General features: G+C 51.4%; 16 protein-coding genes. 10 read left to right on the top strand and 6 right to left on the bottom strand.

The genetic code is table 11. The features are described from left to right. Nucleotides 1-84 precede the first annotated feature (84 nt). Nucleotides 85-1338, top strand: a complete 1254-nt coding sequence (gene icd, locus Q8A57_RS10065) for an NADP-dependent isocitrate dehydrogenase (RefSeq protein WP_305170978.1) — start codon at nucleotides 85-87, stop codon at nucleotides 1336-1338. A gap of 70 nt (nucleotides 1339-1408) precedes the next feature. Here the strand turns inward: icd and cspD are convergent, their stop codons facing one another. Continuing rightward, nucleotides 1409-1681: a cold shock domain-containing protein CspD gene (gene cspD, locus Q8A57_RS10060; RefSeq protein ID WP_305170977.1), complete on the bottom strand. Its 273-nt coding sequence runs from the start codon at nucleotides 1679-1681 to the stop codon at nucleotides 1409-1411. Nucleotides 1682-1903: 222 nt separating this feature from the next. Here cspD and clpS point away from each other — a divergent pair, with 222 nt between their 5' ends. Together clpS and clpA are read left to right on the top strand one after the other, a co-directional pair. Beyond that, on the top strand, nucleotides 1904-2296 hold the full coding sequence (gene clpS, locus Q8A57_RS10055) for an ATP-dependent Clp protease adapter ClpS (protein WP_305170976.1): 393 nt from the start codon (nucleotides 1904-1906) through the stop codon (nucleotides 2294-2296). A 23-nt stretch (nucleotides 2297-2319) separates the two neighbouring features. Next, nucleotides 2320-4590 carry an ATP-dependent Clp protease ATP-binding subunit ClpA gene (gene clpA / locus Q8A57_RS10050; RefSeq protein WP_305170975.1) on the top strand — a complete coding sequence of 757 codons (2271 nt, stop codon included), beginning with the start codon at nucleotides 2320-2322 and terminating at the stop codon, nucleotides 4588-4590. Between the two features lie 16 nt (nucleotides 4591-4606). On the opposite strand, the gene infA is transcribed toward clpA, so the two are convergent. The 4 genes from infA to trxB form a co-directional block, all read right to left on the bottom strand. Next, nucleotides 4607-4825, bottom strand: coding sequence for a translation initiation factor IF-1 (gene infA / locus Q8A57_RS10045; protein ID WP_305170974.1), 219 nt, complete (start codon nucleotides 4823-4825; stop codon nucleotides 4607-4609). A 68-nt stretch (nucleotides 4826-4893) separates the two neighbouring features. Continuing rightward, nucleotides 4894-5616, bottom strand: coding sequence for an arginyltransferase (locus Q8A57_RS10040; protein WP_305170973.1), 723 nt, complete (start codon nucleotides 5614-5616; stop codon nucleotides 4894-4896). 27 nt (nucleotides 5617-5643) lie between these two features. After that, nucleotides 5644-6363: a leucyl/phenylalanyl-tRNA--protein transferase gene (gene aat, locus Q8A57_RS10035; RefSeq protein WP_305170972.1), complete on the bottom strand. Its 720-nt coding sequence runs from the start codon at nucleotides 6361-6363 to the stop codon at nucleotides 5644-5646. 7 nt (nucleotides 6364-6370) lie between these two features. Beyond that, nucleotides 6371-7321, bottom strand: a complete 951-nt coding sequence (gene trxB / locus Q8A57_RS10030; protein ID WP_305170971.1) for a thioredoxin-disulfide reductase — start codon at nucleotides 7319-7321, stop codon at nucleotides 6371-6373. Between the two features lie 213 nt (nucleotides 7322-7534). On the opposite strand from trxB, the gene Q8A57_RS10025 reads away from it, so the two are divergent. The 7 genes from Q8A57_RS10025 to gorA are packed head-to-tail and all read left to right on the top strand — an operon-like array spanning nucleotide 7535 to nucleotide 16310. Continuing rightward, nucleotides 7535-9871, top strand: coding sequence for a DNA translocase FtsK (locus tag Q8A57_RS10025; protein WP_305171045.1), 2337 nt, complete (start codon nucleotides 7535-7537; stop codon nucleotides 9869-9871). Nucleotides 9872-9905: 34 nt separating this feature from the next. Beyond that, nucleotides 9906-10529 (top strand): outer membrane lipoprotein chaperone LolA, encoded by a 624-nt coding sequence (lolA, locus tag Q8A57_RS10020; protein ID WP_305170970.1) that lies wholly within the window; start codon nucleotides 9906-9908, stop codon nucleotides 10527-10529. After that, nucleotides 10522-11853 carry a replication-associated recombination protein A gene (locus Q8A57_RS10015; RefSeq protein WP_305170969.1) on the top strand — a complete coding sequence of 444 codons (1332 nt, stop codon included), beginning with the start codon at nucleotides 10522-10524 and terminating at the stop codon, nucleotides 11851-11853. Before lolA ends, Q8A57_RS10015 begins: the two co-directional genes overlap by 8 nt. Beyond that, nucleotides 11850-12224 carry a fluoride efflux transporter CrcB gene (crcB, locus tag Q8A57_RS10010; protein WP_305170968.1) on the top strand — a complete coding sequence of 125 codons (375 nt, stop codon included), beginning with the start codon at nucleotides 11850-11852 and terminating at the stop codon, nucleotides 12222-12224. Before Q8A57_RS10015 ends, crcB begins: the two co-directional genes overlap by 4 nt. A 15-nt stretch (nucleotides 12225-12239) precedes the next feature. Beyond that, nucleotides 12240-13526 carry a serine--tRNA ligase gene (gene serS / locus Q8A57_RS10005; protein WP_305170967.1) on the top strand — a complete coding sequence of 429 codons (1287 nt, stop codon included), beginning with the start codon at nucleotides 12240-12242 and terminating at the stop codon, nucleotides 13524-13526. Nucleotides 13527-13554: 28 nt separating this feature from the next. Next, the gene (cysG, locus tag Q8A57_RS10000; protein WP_305170966.1) at nucleotides 13555-14934 is read left to right on the top strand and encodes a siroheme synthase CysG; all 1380 of its coding nucleotides are present in this window, start codon (nucleotides 13555-13557) and stop codon (nucleotides 14932-14934) included. A 23-nt stretch (nucleotides 14935-14957) separates the two neighbouring features. Next, on the top strand, nucleotides 14958-16310 hold the full coding sequence (gene gorA / locus Q8A57_RS09995; RefSeq protein ID WP_305170965.1) for a glutathione-disulfide reductase: 1353 nt from the start codon (nucleotides 14958-14960) through the stop codon (nucleotides 16308-16310). Nucleotides 16311-16347: 37 nt separating this feature from the next. On the opposite strand, the gene Q8A57_RS09990 is transcribed toward gorA, so the two are convergent. Then, nucleotides 16348-17637, bottom strand: coding sequence for an NAD(P)/FAD-dependent oxidoreductase (locus Q8A57_RS09990; RefSeq protein WP_305170964.1), 1290 nt, complete (start codon nucleotides 17635-17637; stop codon nucleotides 16348-16350). Between the last annotated feature and the right edge of the window lie 14 nt (nucleotides 17638-17651).

Below are 17651 nucleotides of genomic sequence, written 5' to 3'. Positions count from 1 at the left end.
AGTGTACAACGATAATAGAAAAATCATCGTTACCTGTTACAGATGCACTAGAAACAAACGCACTAGCTACCTATGGAGCCAACAATGGGATATCAGCACATCCAGATACCAACTGATGGTGAAAAAATTACTGTCAATAGCGATTTCTCTCTAAACGTCCCCAGCAACCCAATTATTCCCTTCATCGAAGGCGATGGCATCGGTGTAGATATTACTCCAGTCATGATCAAAGTGATCGATGCAGCCGTTGCAAAAGCCTATGGCGGCAGTAAGAAAATTTCTTGGATGGAAGTCTACTGCGGTGAAAAAGCCGCTGAAACCTACGATGGTGACTGGTTTCCCGCAGAAACTCTGGACGCCATCAAGGAATACAGTGTCTCAATCAAGGGGCCCTTGACTACACCGGTAGGTGGTGGTTTCCGTTCATTGAACGTAGCTTTGCGTCAGGAACTGGACCTGTATGTCTGCCAGCGTCCTGTTCGCTGGTTTGAAGGTGTCCCTTCACCGGTTAAAGAGCCGGGCAAGGTTGATATGTGTATCTTCCGTGAGAACTCAGAAGATATCTACGCGGGTATCGAGTGGCGCGCAGGTACGGACGAAGCGAAGAAGGTCATCGATTTCATGCGTAATGAAATGGGCGTGACTAAGATTCGTTTCCCTGAAGATTGTGGTATCGGCGTCAAGCCGGTTTCCAAAGAGGGTACTAAGCGTCTGGTGATCAAAGCGATCCAATACGCCATTGACCAAGATAAAGACTCCGTCACTCTTGTGCACAAAGGTAACATCATGAAGTTTACCGAGGGCGCATTCTGTGACTGGGGTTACGAAGTTGCGAAAGAAGAGTTTCGTGCACAACCGCTTGATGGCGGCCCTTGGCAGGTTATAAAAAACCCCAATACTGGCAAAGACATTGTCATCAAAGATGTCATTGCTGATGCCATGCTGCAGCAGATTCTCTTGCGCCCCGCCGAGTATGACGTTATCGCCACTCTCAACCTGAATGGTGATTACCTGTCTGATGCGCTGGCAGCACAAGTAGGTGGTATCGGTATTGCGCCCGGTGCCAACCTGTCTGATGACATTGCCATCTTTGAAGCAACTCACGGTACGGCACCGAAATATGCCGGCCAGGATAAAGTGAACCCCGGTTCTCTCATCCTGTCAGCGGAAATGATGCTGCGCCACCTCGGCTGGAATGATGCAGCTGATCTTGTGGTGAAAGGTATGGAAGGCGCCATTTCAGAGAAGACGGTTACCTATGACTTCGAGCGCTTGATGGACGGAGCGAAACTGATGTCATGCTCACAGTTTGGCGATGCCATGATTGCGAAGATGTAACAACTGTTACCACCATTAAAAAACCCCTGTTTCTTTTCGAAACAGGGGTTTTTTTGTGACTATTTAGTCACTAACTATGTACACTTTCTTGCTCGGCTATGGATTCAGTCACTGATTCCGCACCATCATCACCGCCGTTGCCTGTTGGCACAATATTGGTCGCATGCAGTCCTTTTTGTCCCTCAACGAGATCGTATGAGACTTCTTGGCCTGCTTTAAGTGTTTTGTATCCATCCATATTGATGGCAGAGTAGTGGGCAAAGATATCACTTGCCCCATCTGAAGATAGAATAAATCCGTATCCTTTGGCGTTATTGAACCACTTGACTGTACCTGACGGCATATTAGAACCCCTTGCTGGACTTTCTAGTTATTAAATTTGCCCTGCTAACAACCGATAACTAGTGTGATCGGATTGCTACTTTTAATGGATATTTTTTATCCAAACCGATTTTCTATAACTTATTAGGGTCTAAGTCAAGGTGAAAGGGATTTAAAAAAAGCACACAAAAAAGTTGTTATCAGTAGAATTGGGGGTGAAAAAGGGTATTAAAATGTTAGATAGATGAAAGAGATTATTGAACACTACGAAACTATGAGTTTAAACATTCGATTGAGTGACAAAAGTGACGGGGATCAATGGCAACACGCAGGTGAAGCTGTTGTCGAAGAGACACGCCCAGAGCTTAAGAGACCACGCCGTTACAAAGTTGTGTTGTTTAACGACGATTTTACGCCGATGGAATTTGTGGTTGAGCTGCTGGAAGTTTTTTTCGGAATGAACCGGGAGGCCGCAACTCGCGTAATGCTTAAAGTACATATGGAAGGTAAGGCAGTTTGTGGTGTCTACACAAAAGATGTGGCGGAAACAAAAGTAGCTCAGGTTAATCAGTATGCAAGGGACAACGAACACCCCTTGCTCTGTGAAACTGAACCTGAGGCTGATGATGATCTCTAAGTAAGCACGATATAGGTGACTGTATGTTAAGTAGAGAGCTTGAGTTAACCCTGAACAAGGCGTTCAAAGGTGCCAGTGAAAGGCGTCATGAGTTCATGACAGTCGAACACTTGTTGTTGGCGTTGCTCGATAACGAATCAGCGGCCAAAGTACTTCGTGCCTGCGGTGTTGATATTAACGTATTGCGTCACGACCTTGACGAATTCATCGAGTCAACCACCCCGTTAATTCCCGAGGAGCTCGAAGAAAAAGATACACAGCCAACCCTGGGTTTTCAGCGTGTGCTGCAACGTGCCGTATTTCATGTTCAGTCTTCCGGCAAGAAAGAAGTGCAGGGGGATAATGTGTTGGTGGCACTGTTCAGTGAACAGGAGAGTCAGGCTGTCTACTTCCTGCGTCTGCAGAATGTCGCCCGCATTGATGTGGTGAATTATATTTCCCACGGCATTTCCAAATATGCGGACCAATCTGAGCAACATGATGGCGAAGTCCATCAGGAAGAAGTCTCAACTGAAGCTGAAAGTCAGGGCCATAGCCTGCTTGAGCAATTCACCACCAATCTCAATGTGCAGGCCAGTAAAGGTGGCATTGATCCCCTGGTAGGCCGCCATTCAGAAGTAGAGCGTGTCTGCCAGGTACTGGCTCGTCGTCGCAAAAACAACCCGCTGCTGGTAGGTGAAGCTGGCGTGGGTAAAACTGCCATTGCTGAGGGACTTGCCAAGCTGATCGTTGAGGAACAGGTGCCGGAGGCTCTGAGTCACAGCGTGGTTTATTCCCTGGACCTGGGCAACCTCCTGGCAGGCACCAAGTATCGCGGCGACTTTGAAAAACGCTTCAAGGGTGTTCTTGCCGAGTTAAATGATCAGGAAGGTGCGATTCTCTTCATTGATGAGATCCACACGATTATTGGTGCGGGCGCAGCGTCCGGCGGAGTTATGGATGCATCCAACCTTCTTAAACCGCTCCTGACTTCTGGAAAGATTCGCTGTATTGGTTCGACAACCTTCCAGGAATACCGGGGCATTTTTGAGAAAGATAGAGCTTTGTCACGCCGTTTCCAGAAAATTGATGTGGCTGAGCCAAGTGTTGAAGAGACCGTGGGTATACTTAAGGGGCTGAAGTCTCGATTTGAAGAACACCACAACCTGCGTTTTACAAATTCTGCGCTGAAAGCAGCCGCAGAGCTTTCCGCACGTCACATCAATGATCGTTTCCTGCCGGATAAGGCGATTGATGTTATTGACGAAGCGGGGGCTTATCAACAGTTGCAGCCTGTATCCAAACGCAAAAAAGTAGTTGGTGTGGGTGACGTGGAAGCGATTATTTCCAAGATCGCGCGCATTCCGCCAAAAAGCGTATCTGCCTCTGACAAAGAACAGCTGCGTGGCTTGACGGAAAAACTCAAGATGGTTGTTTTTGGTCAGGATGAAGCGATTACTGCCTTGTCCACTTCTATCAAGCTGGCGCGTGCCGGTTTGAGAGATGGTGAAAAGCCGATCGGTTCTTTTCTGTTTGCAGGTCCTACCGGTGTGGGTAAAACCGAGGTATCAAAACAGCTCGCCGAGATCATGGGCATCGAGATGGTTCGTTTTGACATGTCAGAATACATGGAACGCCATACCGTATCCCGTTTGATTGGTGCGCCTCCTGGTTATGTCGGCTTTGATCAGGGTGGTTTACTGACTGACGCAGTGACCAAAAATCCCCATGCTGTGATTCTGCTGGATGAGATTGAAAAAGCTCATCCGGAAGTCTTCAACCTACTGCTACAAGTAATGGATCATGGCTCACTGACGGATAACAACGGCCGTAAAGCGGATTTCCGACATGTCATTCTGATCATGACCACTAATGCGGGTGCTCAGGAGATGAGCCGTGCTTCTATCGGCTTCAAATCCCAAGATCACACGACTGATGGTATGGAAGTGATCAAGAAAATCTTTACCCCGGAATTCCGTAACCGGCTGGACGCGATTATCCAGTTCAAGCCGCTCGACATCTCTATCATCCACACTGTTGTCGATAAGTTTCTCTGTCAGCTGCAACAGCAACTGGACGAAAAACGTGTTCAGTTGGACGTTGATGAGGAGGCCAAAGATTGGCTGGCCGAACACGGCTATGATGAAAAGATGGGTGCTCGACCAATGGCAAGACTGATCCAGGAAATGATCAAGAAGCCATTGGCAGAAGAAGTCTTGTTCGGCAGTCTCTCTGCTGGCGGTATAGCGAGAGTGACTGTTTCAGATACAGGCGAGTTGGAGGTCAAGACAGATACTGAAACCGAAGTTGCCTGACAGGGAGTCAGGCAACTCAGCGTGCGCGGTAGGTAATACGTCCCTTGGACAGGTCGTAGGGGGTCAATTCAACTTTGACCTTATCGCCAGTCAGAATGCGGATATAGTTTTTACGCATTTTTCCTGAAATATGAGCGGTCACAATGTGGCCGTTTTCCAGTTTTACTCTGAACGTCGTGTTGGGCAGGGTATCGACCACTTCCCCGTCCATTTCAATATGATCTTCTTTCGCCATTCCGCTTGGATGCTCCAACAGCTGCTTTATATAGGAAGTGGCGCATTCTGCCTGAAAATCAGGCAATGTCAATTCATCCGCTCCCAGCGGTCATTAATTAACAGCTCTAAAGGCTGAAAATTCTTTTTATAGGCCATTTTAGGACTATTTGCGATCCAGTAGCCTAAATAGAGGTAGGGTAACCCTACGTCTCTGGCCAAAACCAGTTCAGCCAGAATCATATAGGTTCCCAGGCTGCGTTTCGGGTGATCGGGGGAGTAGTAGGTGTATATTGCCGAAATCCCATCATTCAGAATATCAATCACACCTGCAGCGATTAACTTGCCTTCGAGCCGAACTTCCAGAACACGACTGTTCTCCCACAAACTACTGATAAAATCACGGTATTGAGCCATTGTAGGCGGGTACATATCACCATCGGCATGACGCTCGGCCAGGTATTGCTCGTAAAGAGGGTAGTGTTCACTTTCATCAATGCTTCTAGCAATGCTAACCGTTAGGTCAGCATTGCGTTTATTGCATCGATTCTGCTGCCGATTAGGCTCAAAATCATTCACAACCAATCTGGCAGGAAGGCAGGCGTTACATGATTTGCAACGGGGGGCGTAGATATAACGACCACTGCGCCGAAAACCGTAGTTGGAGAGGTGGCTGTATAGGGTTTTATCCACTGTAATCGCAGGATCGACAAAGGCTGTAATAGCCTTTTGCCCCTCCAGGTAGCTGCAAGGGTGCGGTTCAGTTAAGAACAGCCTGATCGCTCTAACATCTGGCGTAATATCCCGTGACATCGCTATAATTTCTCACATTTACTCTGTCTACATAAGCTTAGACAACTCATTTGCAGGATCAATACTACTCCAGTCTATAGTTTTGTCGCGCAGACTATTCAGTCGTGCTAGAAACTCCCGTCGTGGAATCGTCTCTGCACCCATTGAAACCAGGTGAGCGTTGCTGACCTGGCAATCAATCAGGCAATCTGGGCTTTGCGACTGTAACATCGCGGCAAGTGCTACCAGCGCGACCTTGGAGGCATCTTTTTCACGGCTGAACATGGATTCACCGCAAAATAGCTGTCCCACCATGATGCCATAGAGGCCACCCACTAGTTGGAGACCGTCCCAAACCTCAACAGAGTGTGCATGACCCCCGCGGTGCATTGCAAGGTAGGCTTGGCGCATTTCATCAGTAATCCAGGTGCCTGAATTACTGCTACTACGAGGTGATGCACAACTGTCGATCACTTGCTGGAAATCGCTATCCGTACGTATCTCCCAACAACGTCGACGCCAGCTCTTTCGCAGAGAGCGGGAAATTCTGATGTGCTTGGGAAACAGAACCGCTCGGGGGTCTGGAGACCACCACAACAAAGGCTGGCCAGCCTCATACCAGGGAAATATACCCTGATAATAAGCGGATAAAAGCGTACTGGTGGAAAGGTTCCCGCCGACGGCCAGCAGGCCGTCGGGTTCCCTTAAGGCATACTCGGGGGGAGGGAAGATTGGGTTGTTATCATTCAGTCGCGTCAGTTCGAGCAAAGTCGGTCTACTCTATGGCATCCAGATATTTTTCAGCATCCAGGGCGGCCATACAGCCGGAACCGGCTGAGGTAACTGCCTGGCGGTAGACATGGTCTGCCACATCGCCCGCGGCAAAGATGCCTTCAACACTGGTGGCGGTAGCATTGCCATGGCTACCACTCTGAATGGTGATATAGCCATTTTTCATCGCCAGTTTGTCGACAAAAATATCTGTGTTCGGTTTGTGCCCAATGGCAATAAAGACACCGCTAACTTCAATTTCTGACATCTGGCCATCTTCTGTGCTTTTCAGGCGCAGACCTGTGACTCCAGCATCGTCGCCCAGCACCTCATCAAGGGTATGGTTCCAAAGCAATTTGACGTTGCCGTTTTTCGCCTTTTCAAACAGTTTGTCCTGCAGAATTTTTTCCGAGCGAAGACTGTCGCGACGGTGCACCAGCGTGACCTCACTACAGATATTAGATAGATACAGCGCCTCTTCAACAGCTGTGTTACCACCGCCGATCACGGCCACTTTCTGATTGCGGTAGAAAAATCCATCGCAGGTTGCACAGGCGCTGACACCGCGGCCCATAAAAGCTTCTTCAGAAGGCAGGCCAAGGTATTGTGCTGAGGCACCTGTAGCGATGATTAACCCATCGCAGGTATATTCATTGCTGCCTTTCAGTTTGAAGGGGCGATTGCTGAAGTCCACTTCTTCGATGTGATCAAAAATGATTTTCGTGTCAAAGCGTTCTGCATGAGCCTGCATTCTAACCATCAAGTCGGGGCCCTGAAGTCCCTCCACATCGCCAGGCCAGTTGTCGACCTCCGTGGTGGTGGTCAACTGGCCGCCCTGTTGCATCCCGGTGATAACAACCGGATTGAGGTTCGCGCGGGCAGCGTAAATCGCTGCGGTATAGCCGGCAGGGCCTGACCCCAGAATGATCAGTTTATGATGTTGTGTCTCAGCCATGGTTAATATTCCAGATCAGATGTTTTTAATTTGGGCACTATCATAATGAAAGGTCTATAAGAGACAAAATAGCATTTCACTATTGTCCGAATATAGTGAACTAATCCGGATTTGGGTTGCTGGTATTTCCATCTACTGCCATTACAATAGCATTCACATGTATAACTGCCGGGTTCTCCGTTGAGTAAAGCCAAACAGCCTCAAAAAAAGCCGGTGCCTGATGAAGGGCACCCGCCATCGCACGTCAAATTGATTCTGCGTGAAGGAGCCCTGATCAGTTGGCTGGCCATTTGTGCCTATTTGTTACTTGCATTTGTTAACTATTCTCCCAGCGATCCCGGTTGGTCCAATACCGGAAATGTCGACGTTGTCGAAAACGCCGCCGGACCGATGGGTGCATGGTTGGCTGATGTGTTTTTCTCCTTGTTCGGCTATATCGCGTATCTTTTTCCTTTGCTGTTGGCGGTACGGGCCTGGCATGTATTCCGTGCCCATCGTGAGCAGGGGGCAGAATTTGATGGATTAGTCTTCGCTCTGCGAATTCTGGGCCTGGTGTTGGTCATGGTGTGTGCAACCTCGCTAGCGGCTCTGCAGTATGGCGCGATGTCGACGCCGTTGCCTTTCGGTATCGGGGGTATTCTTGGCTCATCTGTTGCCAATGCCGCTGCAACAGCATTCAGCTACGTGGGCAGCACACTGCTGCTGTTAGCGGTGTTCCTGTTCGGTTTGACCGTGTTTACCGATCTGTCCTGGTTGGCGGTAATTGATGGAGCAGGGCGCTTAACCCTGCGTGGGGTTGAGAGACTCAGGCAGGGGGTTTCTAACTACCGGGTTCGCCGTGAAGAAAACAGACAGGCTGAAGTCGCCCAGCAACACCGCAAGGATGTGAAGGCCAAGCGAGCCGAAAAAGATGCAAGCAGGATTCCGCCCACTATCAAGGCGTTGCCAAAACGTGAAGTGCCGAGCGTCCGTGTTGAAAAGGAAAAACAGGTTTCGCTGTTTGATGAACCGGTCAGCGGGGGATTACCCGCTATCAACCTGCTGGATAAAAATGATGGCAGTCATAATCGGGGCTATTCCAAGGAATCGTTGGAAGCCATGTCCAAGCAACTGGAGCTTAAGCTACAGGATTTCGGTATTAGTGCTGAAGTTGTCGAGGTATTGCCTGGCCCGGTGGTGACAAGCTTTGAGATACAGCCTGCCGCTGGTGTCAAAGTTAGCCGTATCAGTAATCTTGCCAAAGATCTGGCACGTTCACTGGCGGTGGTCAGTGTGCGGGTTGTTGAAGTGATTCCTGGCAAATCGGTGGTAGGCATTGAAATCCCCAATGAACACCGTGAAATGGTCAGACTGAGTGAAGTGCTATCCTCGGAAACCTATGAAAGCGCTAAATCTTCTCTGACCCTGGCGCTTGGGCACGATATTTCCGGGTTGCCGGTGGTCGCTGATCTGGCAAAAATGCCTCACCTACTGGTGGCTGGAACAACCGGCTCAGGCAAGTCAGTCGGTATCAATGTGATGCTGCTGAGCTTGCTGTATAAAGCCAGCCCGGAAGATGTGCGTCTGATACTGGTCGACCCCAAAATGCTAGAGCTGTCAGTCTATGACGGTATCCCGCATCTGTTGACGCCAGTGATCACCGATATGAAAGATGCTGCCAGTGGTCTGCGCTGGTGTGTAGGTGAAATGGAGCGGCGCTATAAATTGATGGCTGCGATGGGCGTGCGCAACCTCGCAGGCTATAACCGCAAAATTGCCGATGCCGCTGCAGCAGGGAACCCGATACCGGACCCTCTCTGGCAGCCAGATGAGCACGCCAGCCTGTTTGCTGAAGACGGAGAAGGGCAGGTAGCCCCCAGTCTGGAAAAACTGCCCTATATCGTCGTTGTGATTGACGAATTTGCCGACATGATGATGATCGTTGGCAAGAAGGTAGAACAGTTGATCGCACGTATTGCCCAGAAGGCCCGGGCAGCCGGTATTCACCTGATACTGGCGACTCAGCGCCCTTCTGTCGATGTAATTACCGGGTTGATCAAGGCCAATGTGCCGACACGTATTGCCTTCCAGGTTTCGTCAAAGATCGACTCCCGTACCATCCTTGATCAGGGTGGGGCAGAACAATTACTTGGTCATGGAGACATGCTATATCTGCCACCGGGAACCAGTGTCCCTATTCGTGTACACGGCGCCTTTGTGGATGACCACGAGGTGCACAGGGTAGTGGCTGACTGGAAACGGCGCGGGGAACCCGAATATCTTGAAGATATTCTTGATGAAGTGGCTATCAGTAACATCCAGGTCCCCGGCTATACGACTGAAGGTGGAGAAGGTGGTGAAGACGCAGAATCGGACCCTCTTTACGATGAAGCCGTCGCCTTTGTGTTACAAACACGTAAAGCCTCCATATCGTCCGTGCAACGCAAACTGCGTATCGGTTATAACCGTGCTGCCAGACTTATCGAGCAAATGGAGGCCTCTGGCGTTGTTAGTGAGATGGGAACCAATGGCAACCGGGAAGTACTGGCTCCGGGACCAGGGCGTGATTAACTTGCCATCAACAACTGTCTGCGGTTTTAACGCAATGATTCGAACATTATTCACCGGTTTATTGCTCACGATGTCTGCCATCTGTTATGCGGGCGGGCAGCCGGCGGACGGTGAACTGCGGATACGTATGAGTGATCTGGAGAGCCTTTCGGCCGACTTCGAACAAACGGTCTATGCTGCCGAGGGTGACATTGTGCAACAGGCTAGTGGACATATGCTGGCGGCACGGCCGGGCAGGGTCAGATGGAATACCGATGCACCCTTTGAACAGTTGATCGTCACCAACGGCAAAACATTGTGGTTGTATGATCCTGACCTTGAGCAGGTCACCATCAAACCATTTGATGCTGATCTCGGTAAAACGCCAGCAGTTCTATTTATTGGCGACCTGGAAGCCCTGGAAGACAGCTATAGCGTGTCTCTGGAAGAAGAGGGTACGTCAGCACTGTTTACACTACTGCCCAATAAAGCAGACAGCCTCTACGAAAAAGTCACACTTCGATTTGAGGGGCTCTCACCCGTGACCATGGCACTGTGGGATACACTGGGCCAGAAAACCGATATTCATTTTGATAATCTCCAGCGCAATCCCCCATGGACAGTTGATCAGTTCATGTTCATCCCCCCGGAAGGGGTAGATATTATCGGCGATGAGTAGGGACCTGTTCAGTCGCGATATCGGGCAACCTTTGGCGGCCAGAATGCGCCCGCGCACGCTGGAGGAGTTCAGCGGTCAGGCTCACCTGGTGGATACCGGAAAATCTCTGCGGGAGGCCATTCAGGCCGGTCAGCTCCATTCCATGGTTTTCTGGGGCCCCCCAGGGGTTGGCAAGACAACCCTGGCGAGAATTATTGCAGACTCCGTTGACGCCCATCTGGAATCAGTTTCCGCTGTTCTTGCTGGGGTTAAGGAAATTCGTGCCGCTGTGGCAAAAGCTCAGGAGGAGCGTGACATCCACGGGCGCCAGACCATTCTATTCGTCGATGAAGTGCATCGCTTCAACAAGTCACAGCAGGATGCCTTCTTGCCCTATGTGGAAGATGGCACAGTAGTACTAATCGGAGCCACCACAGAAAACCCCTCGTTTGAACTCAACAATGCGCTGCTTTCCCGCTGTCGTGTCTACGTTCTGCGAAGTCTTGAACAGAAAGACATTATCGCAATTTTGCGCCGCGCCCTGGTCGATGAACGTGGCCTTGGAGATCGTCAGTTATCTATTGCTGACGATGCCCTGGAGTTACTCGCCAGTGCAGCCGATGGTGATGCCCGCAAGGCTTTAAACCTGCTGGAAATTGCCAGTGACCTCGCCATGGGAAAAACCATCGACAGGGCAGTGATTGAAGAGGTGCTGGTCAGTGATACTCGGCGCTTTGATAAAGGAGGCGAATATTTTTACGATCAGATTTCCGCTCTCCACAAGGCGGTAAGAGGGTCTTCGCCCGATGCAGCACTGTACTGGTATGCCCGTATGCTGGATGGGGGCTGTGACCCCCTCTATATTGCAAGGCGGGTTGTCAGAATGGCCAGCGAAGATATTGGTATTGCCGATCCACGTGCACTCACTTTGGCATTGAACGCTTGGGATACCCAAGAGCGGTTGGGGAGCCCGGAGGGAGAGCTGGCCCTGGCGCAGGCGGTGGTTTATATGGCTGCAGCACCAAAAAGTAATGCCGTCTACCAGGCATTTAACCGTGTCCGCGCTGATATCCGCCAGATGCCTACCTATGATGTACCACTTCACCTGCGCAATGCGCCTACAAAATTGATGAAAGAGCTGGATTACGGGGCAGAATACCGCTATGCCCACGACGAACCAGGTGCATATGCGCCGGGGGAGTGCTACTTTCCCCCGGAATTGAAAGACAGTCGTTATTACTTCCCGACTGAGCGGGGGCTGGAAAAACAGATCGCTGAAAAACTCGATCACTTGCGCGGCCTCGACAAACAGAGTCCGGTAAAACGATATGAGGATGCTGAATGATGCAGTGGGTGATGGTGGCAGTCGGCGGCGCCCTGGGGGCAATGGGGCGCTTCGGTGTCAATGCGTTGATCTATCCCACGATGGGTGGGCGATTCCCGATGGGGACGCTGGTGGTGAACGTGGTTGGCTCCGTACTCATGGGGATGTTTTATGTACTGATTATCGAGCGTGGTGTGCTGCCAGCAGAGTTGCGCAATTTACTGATGGTGGGGTTTCTTGGCGCCTTCACCACATTCTCTACGTTCTCGCTTGATAGCCTCGCTTTGTGGCAAAATGGCCACCTTGCGTTGGCGGCCGCCTATGTCGCCCTGAATCTTGTGTTGTGTCTTGCGGGAACGCTGGGCGCCATTGTATTGACCCGATTGTTTTAGGAATATTCCCCTCCCATGTTGGATCCAAAACTGGTTCGTTCAGAGCCACAGACCATTGCCGCTGCGCTTGCCGTGAAAGGTTTCACCCTGGATGTTGATAAACTGAACGAATGGGAAGCTTCCCGTAAGGAGCTCCAGGATAAAGCCCAGTCACTGCAGGCTGAGCGAAATGCCTACGCAAAGTCCATGGGTAAAGCCATTGGTGAAGCCAAGGCTAAAGGGGAAGATATTGAGCCCCTCAAGGAAAAAGGGGAGGCCCTGAAACTAGCCTGTAGCGAGGCAGAAACTGCACTGGCGAGCGTTCAGCAACAACTCGACGCGTACCTGAGCGGTGTGCCCAACACTCCGGACCCCGTGGTGCCACAGGGTGCGACTGAGGATGATAACGTCGAAATTCGTCGCTGGGGTGAGCCTCGGGAATTCGACTTCGATGTAAAGGACCATGTGGATCTGGGCGCCAGTCTCGGGCTGCTGGATTTTGAAACAGCCACCAAGATCACCGGTTCCCGCTTTGCGGTCATGAAGGGCGAAATCGCCCGCCTGCACCGTGCCCTGATTCAGTTTATGCTCAACACCCACACTGGGGAGCACGGCTATCAGGAAATCAATGTGCCCTACGTGGTGAATAGCGATTCCCTATATGGCACCGGGCAGCTACCCAAATTTGAAGAAGATCTGTTCAAACTGACGGATGACCGGGATTTTTACCTGATTCCTACCGCCGAAGTGCCGGTGACCAATGTGTTCCGGGATGAAATCATCGACGCCGCTCAATTGCCGGTTAAATTTGCCTGTCATACCCCCTGTTTCCGTAGCGAAGCAGGCAGTTATGGCAAGGACACCCGGGGCATGATTCGCCAGCACCAATTTGAAAAAGTGGAACTGGTACAATTTGTCCGTCCTGAAGAATCAACTGAGACCCTTGAGCAGCTCACCGGTCATGCTGAGGCAATCTTGCAGAAACTCGGCTTACCGTATCGCACCATTATTCTTTGTGGTGGCGATCTGGGCTTCTCTTCTGCCCGCACTTACGACATTGAGGTGTGGTTGCCATCCCAGCAACTTTACCGGGAAATCTCTTCCTGCAGTAATTTTCGTGACTTTCAGGCCCGCCGCCTGAAGGCCCGCTGGCGCAACCCTGAAACCGGCAAGCCCGAGTTGCTACATACGCTCAACGGTTCAGGGCTGGCCGTGGGTCGTGCGCTGCTGGCAGTGATGGAAAACTATCAACAAGCCGATGGCAGTATTGCCATCCCTGAGGTGTTGCAACCCTACATGGGTGGCCAGACCGCTATTGGCTGAACACTTCCTTCTGGGCCAGACTTAAGCTATGGATCTCTTGCCGCTTTTTCACAATCTCCGCGGCCGTCGCTGTCTGGTAGTCGGGGGAGGGGACGTCGCTCTGCGTAAATTGCGTCAGCTGGCCGATGCTGGTGCCTCCATTGAAGTAGTTGCTCCTCAGGTCAATCAGGCCATCCGCGAAATGGCAAAAAATCAGACTCTGAACTTTCTGGAGCGTCCTTTTGCCGAAGATGACATTGCGGGTGCGGTATTGGTGGTAGCTGCCACCAATGACGATACTGTCAATGCTCAGGTCTCACAGCTTGCCCAGGCTGCCAATATTCCTGTCAACGTAGTGGATAGTCCGGGGCTGTGTACCGTGGTGTTCCCCTCCATTGTCGATCGCTCACCTGTACAGATCGCCATCAGTAGTGGCGGCAATGCTCCGGTGTTGGCCCGTATGTTACGTACTCGCCTGGAGGCACTCATCCCATCCGGTTACGGCAAGTTGGCAGCTTTGGCAGGCAAGTACCGAGACAGAGTAAAGACCCGATTTCACAGCGGTCTTGATCGCAAAGCGTTCTGGGAAAATGTGTTTGAGGGAGATATTGCTGAGCTGGTCTACTCAGAACGTCTAAAAGAGGCGGATCAGCGTCTCGAGCAGCGCCTCGAGCAAGATCAGCCTTCCAGCGTCGGTGAAGTCTATCTGGTGGGCGGTGGTCCGGGTGATCCCGACCTGCTGACCTTCCGGGCCCTGCGTTTGATGCAGAAAGCCGATATCGTGCTTTACGATCGCCTGGTGTCGAAAGAGGTAATGGCGCTGGTGCGTAGAGATGCCGAACTCATCTATGTGGGCAAAACTGCTGGTGATCATCCTGTCACCCAGGAAAATATCAATGAAAAACTTGCGGAATATGCCCTGCAGGGCAAGCGAGTGCTGCGCCTAAAAGGCGGGGATCCCTTTATTTTTGGGCGTGGCGGCGAGGAAATTGCCCATTTGGCAGAACGGGGTGTGCCATTTCAAGTGGTCCCTGGAATCACCGCCGCTTCGGGTTGTGCCAGTTATGCCGGCATTCCGCTGACCCATCGGGATTATGCCCAGTCCGTGCGCTTTATCACGGGACACTTAAAGGACCATTCTCTCGACCTCAACTGGCAGGATCTGGTGTCAGCCAATCAGACTCTGGTGTTCTATATGGGGCTCAGTGGCTTGGAGAGCATCTGCAAGGAGCTGATTGCACGTGGCAAGTCAGCCACGACGCCAGCCGCCCTGGTGGAAAAGGGCACAACGGCTCGCCAGCGTGTATTTATCGGCAATCTGACCACGTTACCGGACATCGTGCGTAAGGCCGAAGCCAAAGCCCCGACCTTGATCATCGTGGGTGATGTGGTCAAACTTCATGATCAGTTGTCCTGGTTCAAGGGCTAAACACGGCTTTAAGGAGAATACCCATGGCCAATTATGACGTTGACCTGTTTGTCATCGGTGCGGGCTCCGGTGGGGTGCGTACCGCCCGTATGTGTGCTCAACGGGGGTTGCGCGTGGTGGTTGCCGAGGCCCAGCACCTCGGCGGCACCTGCGTTAACGTCGGCTGTGTACCCAAAAAGCTGTTTGTTTATGCGTCATCTTTTGCTGAGGAATTCCGTGCCGCCAAGGGCTTTGGATGGCAATTGGGTGAATCCGAGTTTGACTGGCCTACGTTGCGGGACAATAAAAATCGCGAGATTGAACGCCTCAATGGTATTTACGGCAACCTACTGGATAACTCCGGTGTTGAACTGGTGACAGGTTGGGCAAAAGTTGTTGGTCCACACGAAGTCGAGGTCAACGGTCGGGTCTACCAATGTAAAAATATTCTTATTGCCACTGGTGGCACTCCATTTGTGCCGAGCTTTCCCGGTAGTGAACTGGCCATTACCTCTAACGACGCCTTTTACCTCGAGAGTCTTCCAGAACGTATTGTGATCGTCGGTGGTGGTTATATTGCGGTGGAGTTTGCTGGTATCTTCAACGGTTTGGGAGTGGAAACACATCTACTGTACAGAGGGCCACTATTCCTGCGGGGATTTGATGAAGATGTTCGAAATACCCTCAAAGAAGAAATTGAAAAACAAGGGGTTAAGATACATTTTTCAACCGATATCGAGAAAATTGAGACGATTGAAAACGGCTACGCTGCGCTGCTTAACAACGGTGAAAGCATTGAGGCGGGCCTGGTCATGTACGCGACCGGCCGTCGTCCACTAATCGACGGGCTGGGGCTTGAAAACACCGCGGTTGAATGCCGTGACAATGGTTCAATTGTGGTGGATGACTATTTCCAGACTGCAGAACCTTCAATCTATGCCATAGGTGATGTGATCGGGCGTGTAGAGCTGACACCGGTAGCTATTACCGAAGGTATGGCACTTACCAAAACGCTTACCACAGGCACTCCCACTGCCGTGGATTACAGCAATATTCCAACGGCGATATTCAGCCAGCCGAACAGTGCATCAGTTGGGTTGACCGAGGCTCAGGCACGGGAACAATACGGCGACGATCTGTCCATTTACCGCAGCCGGTTCCGGGCTATGAAAGAAACCCTTGGTGGTGGAGATGGCAAGGTCTTCATGAAGCTCATCGTTCAGCGTTCCACTGATCGGGTGATTGGTTGTCACATGGTGGGGGAGAGCGCCGGGGAAATTATCCAGGGCATGGCTGTCGCCATGAAAGCAGGCGCTACCAAGGCCGATTTTGACGCCACGATCGGTATTCACCCGACAGCCGCCGAAGAATTCGTGACCATGCGTGAACCTTCGTAAACAGAAAGTACCGCATGAACTATCAATATCTCCTGCTTCAGAACCGGTCCATCAGCGAATAGTAGAGCATACCGGCCACCATGCCTGGCCAGCGCAGCAGGGTGCCGCCGGGAAATGTCCTGGCAGGCAAACCTGCAAACAATTCAAACTGTTCACTGTTACTGCAGATTGCCTCTGCGATGGCTTTTCCCAGAAAAGTTGCTGTCGGCACACCGTGACCGGAATAACCATGGGCGTAATGGATATTTTGCTGTAGGCGACCCACATGAGGCATACGCTGTAGGGTAATAGCCAGTTTCCCACCCCAGGCATAATCAATGGGAACATCTTCCAGTTGGGGGTATATCGCCAACACGCGCTTTCTGACGATGCCGGCGATATTGCTTGGCAGGGATGACCGATAACTTTCCCCTCCGCCAAAAACAAGGCGGCCATCTTCACTGCAGCGCCAGTAATTAATCACGAAACGAGAGTCCTGAACGGCCAGACGATTGCGAATCAGAGAGTTCGCTAGTCCCTCTCCCAAGGGGGCGGTGGCCACCAGAAAATTGTTGATGGGCATGATCTTGCCGGATATACGAGGTTCGAGATTACCCAGGTAGCCATTGCATGCCAGCACCAGGTGTTTGGCCCTGACGGTAGAGCCATTGGTTGTGGAAACCGTAATATCCTGCCCCTGGCTACGGTATGACGCCACAGGGCTGTATTCGAACAGTTGCGCGCCAGCTGTTTTGGAGGCCTGTGCTAGACCCAATGCATAGTTTAGCGGGTGGAGGTGCATGGAAGCGGTATCGTGCAGTCCGCCGTAAAATACAGAAGTTCCCAGCAGCTCAGAGACTTCATCCCTGGAAATGGCACGTGCCTGGGTGTAACCATAGCGTTGCTGGAGAAAATCGACTTCTGCGCGAAAATCTGCCGTGTAGCGGGGTTTGTGAGCCACATGCAGGATGCCTTTCTGGAGATCACAATTGATGTGATGTTGCTCGATCAATGTTTTAACCAGTGCCACAGCGTCCAGCCCGGCTTGCCAAAGCTTTGCGGCAATGGCTGTGCCATACAGTTTTTCCAGATCCTCCTGGTGGCGTCGTTGCCCCGTGCCCACATGACCGCCATTGCGACCCGAGGCACCACTGGCAATGTGGTGAGAATCCAGAACGGCCACCTTGCAGCCAGCTTCACTCAAGTGCAGCGCGGTGGATAAACCGGTATAACCACCGCCGATAATACAGACATCAACGGAGATATCCTCGCCCAGAACGGGACACGACAAATCGTAGCGTCGACTGGCTTCATAGTAGCAATCTGGATATTGACGTAGTTTTGTCATGACCTGGCCCAATC

This window comes from Porticoccus litoralis (assembly GCF_030676955.1).
GTDB lineage: Bacteria > Pseudomonadota > Gammaproteobacteria > Pseudomonadales > Porticoccaceae > Porticoccus > Porticoccus litoralis.
This window is presented reverse-complemented; position numbering and strand designations above follow the sequence as displayed.

Bases quoted from the DNA above. Each gene is read 5' to 3' on its own strand.
- icd (WP_305170978.1), top strand. From the start codon at position 85: ATGGGATATCAGCACATCCAGATACCAACTGATGGTGAAAAAATTACT.
- cspD (WP_305170977.1), bottom strand. From the start codon at position 1,681: ATGCCGTCAGGTACAGTCAAGTGGTTCAATAACGCCAAAGGATACGGA.
- clpS (WP_305170976.1), top strand. From the start codon at position 1,904: ATGAAAGAGATTATTGAACACTACGAAACTATGAGTTTAAACATTCGA.
- clpA (WP_305170975.1), top strand. From the start codon at position 2,320: ATGTTAAGTAGAGAGCTTGAGTTAACCCTGAACAAGGCGTTCAAAGGT.
- infA (WP_305170974.1), bottom strand. From the start codon at position 4,825: ATGGCGAAAGAAGATCATATTGAAATGGACGGGGAAGTGGTCGATACC.
- Q8A57_RS10040 (WP_305170973.1), bottom strand. From the start codon at position 5,616: ATGTCACGGGATATTACGCCAGATGTTAGAGCGATCAGGCTGTTCTTA.
- trxB (WP_305170971.1), bottom strand. From the start codon at position 7,321: ATGGCTGAGACACAACATCATAAACTGATCATTCTGGGGTCAGGCCCT.
- lolA (WP_305170970.1), top strand. From the start codon at position 9,906: ATGATTCGAACATTATTCACCGGTTTATTGCTCACGATGTCTGCCATC.
- Q8A57_RS10015 (WP_305170969.1), top strand. From the start codon at position 10,522: ATGAGTAGGGACCTGTTCAGTCGCGATATCGGGCAACCTTTGGCGGCC.
- crcB (WP_305170968.1), top strand. From the start codon at position 11,850: ATGATGCAGTGGGTGATGGTGGCAGTCGGCGGCGCCCTGGGGGCAATG.
- serS (WP_305170967.1), top strand. From the start codon at position 12,240: ATGTTGGATCCAAAACTGGTTCGTTCAGAGCCACAGACCATTGCCGCT.
- cysG (WP_305170966.1), top strand. From the start codon at position 13,555: ATGGATCTCTTGCCGCTTTTTCACAATCTCCGCGGCCGTCGCTGTCTG.
- gorA (WP_305170965.1), top strand. From the start codon at position 14,958: ATGGCCAATTATGACGTTGACCTGTTTGTCATCGGTGCGGGCTCCGGT.
- Q8A57_RS09990 (WP_305170964.1), bottom strand. From the start codon at position 17,637: ATGACAAAACTACGTCAATATCCAGATTGCTACTATGAAGCCAGTCGA.